Below are 2,522 nucleotides of genomic sequence, written 5' to 3' on the forward strand. Positions count from 1 at the left end.
AAAGTTTAACGGAGTTTTTTACCCATTTCCAGTACTGGTCATTTAATTTTATTTGGCCATTTAATTGATTTTCATTCAGGCTCAGGCTGTGTCTTTGAAGTTGTCATTCAACTGGGCACAATCTTAGCCGTTTGTTGGCTCTACCGTAAAAAATTATTAATCTACTACATGGTTTTATATCAGGTGATTACCATGCGAGACGTTTTGCGATAAATGTCTTCATTTCATTTATTCCTGCAGTAGTGATCGGAGTTATAGCTGTTGATTTTATTAAACAAGTTTTATTCAGTCCTTCGGTTGTGGCATCTGCACTGATTATTGGTGCACTGTTAATTTTTGCTGTAGAAGCTAAAAATTTTAAAGTCCAAACCATTGAGGCAACCAATATTGGATTCAAACAGGCCATTGTTATTGGTTTGGTTCAATGTCTTGCGATGATTCCGGGGACTTCACGGTCTGGTGCAACCATTATTGGTGCCGTTACTTAGACATATTTCGCAACGTTGATGTTTTAACTTCAGAAAATTTATTGAATATTTCCGTAGGCTTTGTAACCGCATTCATCGCAGCTTTGCTTGTGGTAAAAGCCATGGTTAAATTTGTAGAAAAACATACTTTAAAAGTTTTTGCTTGGTATCGCTTGGTATTAGATTCAATCATCTTATTTGTTTTTTAATTCAAAAAAAATAAATTAAAGAGAACTCGCTGTTCTCTTTAAATTTTTTAATTTACAATCCTTACATTCTGCCTCAAGCTTTTCTGAATCTCTTGTACAACACCCTCTCCCTGATGGGACTTAAGCTCTGATTTAGATTTATTTTTGATTTCAGTTTGTACCGATTCAGACTCAAAACCCTTATCATTATAAAACTCTTCAACCAAATCTAGTCCCTCCTCAGCATTCACCTCAAATCGTGCATTACCATAACCCTGCCGTGCCATTTGATCTAAAGCAGCCTGATTAAAACCACACAACTTACTTTTCTGGTCAATTTCCTTCGCTGTTTGAATCGCCTCTTGTAAATGAATGCCATCCCTGAGCGTTAAATCCACGTAGTACACAGGTTGACGATAACTTTGCGTTGTACTCTTTCCTCGCAAGGTCAGCTGCAGTGGCAAGCATGAAAGCAACCCATTTGATGCTGCATGGTAGTAGCTCAATCGTGCAGCCAACGTACGTATGCTGTTAAAGCCTGTTGTTCTAAAAATGAATGTACCAAATTCATCCGACTCATCTAAATTGACATGCAGGCGTCCATAAGGCTTACAGTGCCCGCCTTGTCCAAGTGGGCATAAGTCGGGGGATGGGCAAGGATGTTGCTCCACGCCTTGGTTGGTTAAACGTTGGCAGGTTTCTCCATTACCGACACAGACAGGTCTTCCAGTCTGTCGGTCAAACAGGCTGTATTCTGCACGCAGGTTTAAATCAGGATCATTAAAGATCATTCTGACAGGGATTGAACGTAGCTTTTGATTCGGAGCATTAGCTCTCAGCTGATCATCCAGTGGATGCTTCACCCAGCCTTCTTTGCTTTGAATCTGGGAAGTAATGGTGAACTGGTCATCCTTTTCCGGCAGGCGTTTGCCATTCTTCTCGATCATCCGACCGATACTGATCCGTCCGAGTATTGGAGGAGTAATTGCTAAACCTTTAATCATGTTGATATTCCTTAATGTATTACCTTACAAATTTGGGTCTATGTATGTAGGTCGGAACAAGGACCAAATAAGTTACCCAAAGAATGTAGAGCCAGATAAAGTGCTACAGAAATCGCGACCGATTTGCTCTCTACCGAAGGGTAGAGAGCGGGGAGCGATTTTTGTGAATTTTTGATTGGGTGCTGTAAATAGGGCTTAGTCGGTATAGATGTTAAATCGACGACTGCCCTGCTTTTCAAGTGGATAAAGCTCGATGAGTTCAGGCTGGTGCTGAAGCAATGCTTTGGTATTGAGGCTGATAGAATCCTTGGCTTTCTTCCAAACTACCGAGCCATTTGCAAAGACTGCCCTTTCCTTGTCTTGCATCATCATCTGGATTTCATGTTTAAGCTGGTCAAAGCGTTCCTGCTTATGCTGAATTTCTTCTTTCAGTTTGATCAGCTTATCGAACATGAGATTAGCTGTTTCATTCTGTGATAGATCTTCAACTGTTAGTGGCACATGGATTGGATACAACTGCTGAATGGCTTTGGCTGCCGATTCACTCGCATCCACAGAAGGTGGTGTATCCTTTTCCACACATTCCCAGAAGTAACGTTCTGCATTGATGATGTGTTCAATTACAGATTCAGAACGAGTGACTTTAAAGATAATACAAAACTTAGTAAAACCAGCCACATTCAATAATTAATAATCAACAACTTACACAAAAATATATCTAGCTCTGCACTAAGCATATTATTTTCAAAATCTGAAATTCATCAAAAACCATCCACATTTATAACCATTTTCTTGATCTTTTTTTTGAAATTGATTTTTTAGCCATGTCTTTATTTACATTACTCTGTACACGACAAAAATAG

Annotated in this window: 1 protein-coding gene and 2 pseudogenes; 1 reads left to right on the forward strand and 2 read right to left on the reverse strand. The window is 39.4% G+C overall.

What is annotated here, in order from left to right:
* Positions 1–15: 15 nt before the first annotated feature.
* Positions 16–676, forward strand: a pseudogene (locus B4H32_RS07580) (undecaprenyl-diphosphate phosphatase); the annotation flags it as partial.
* Positions 677–723: 47 nt separating this feature from the next.
* On the opposite strand, the gene B4H32_RS07585 reads toward B4H32_RS07580, so the two are convergent.
* Together B4H32_RS07585 and B4H32_RS07590 are read right to left on the reverse strand one after the other, a co-directional pair.
* Positions 724–1,659 (reverse strand): hypothetical protein, encoded by a 936-nt coding sequence (locus tag B4H32_RS07585; RefSeq protein ID WP_004679631.1) that lies wholly within the window; start codon positions 1,657–1,659, stop codon positions 724–726.
* Positions 1,660–1,854: 195 nt separating this feature from the next.
* Positions 1,855–2,310, reverse strand: a pseudogene (locus B4H32_RS07590) (hypothetical protein); the annotation flags it as partial.
* Positions 2,311–2,522: the final 212 nt, after the last annotated feature.

This window comes from Acinetobacter sp. UBA2063 (genome assembly GCF_002333245.1).
In the GTDB taxonomy this organism is placed as follows: domain Bacteria; phylum Pseudomonadota; class Gammaproteobacteria; order Pseudomonadales; family Moraxellaceae; genus Acinetobacter; species Acinetobacter parvus.

What these genes read in the sequence shown, in the direction of transcription:
- B4H32_RS07585 (WP_004679631.1), bottom strand. Translation starts at nt 1,659, where the DNA reads ATGATTAAAGGTTTAGCAATTACTCCTCCAATACTCGGACGGATCAGT.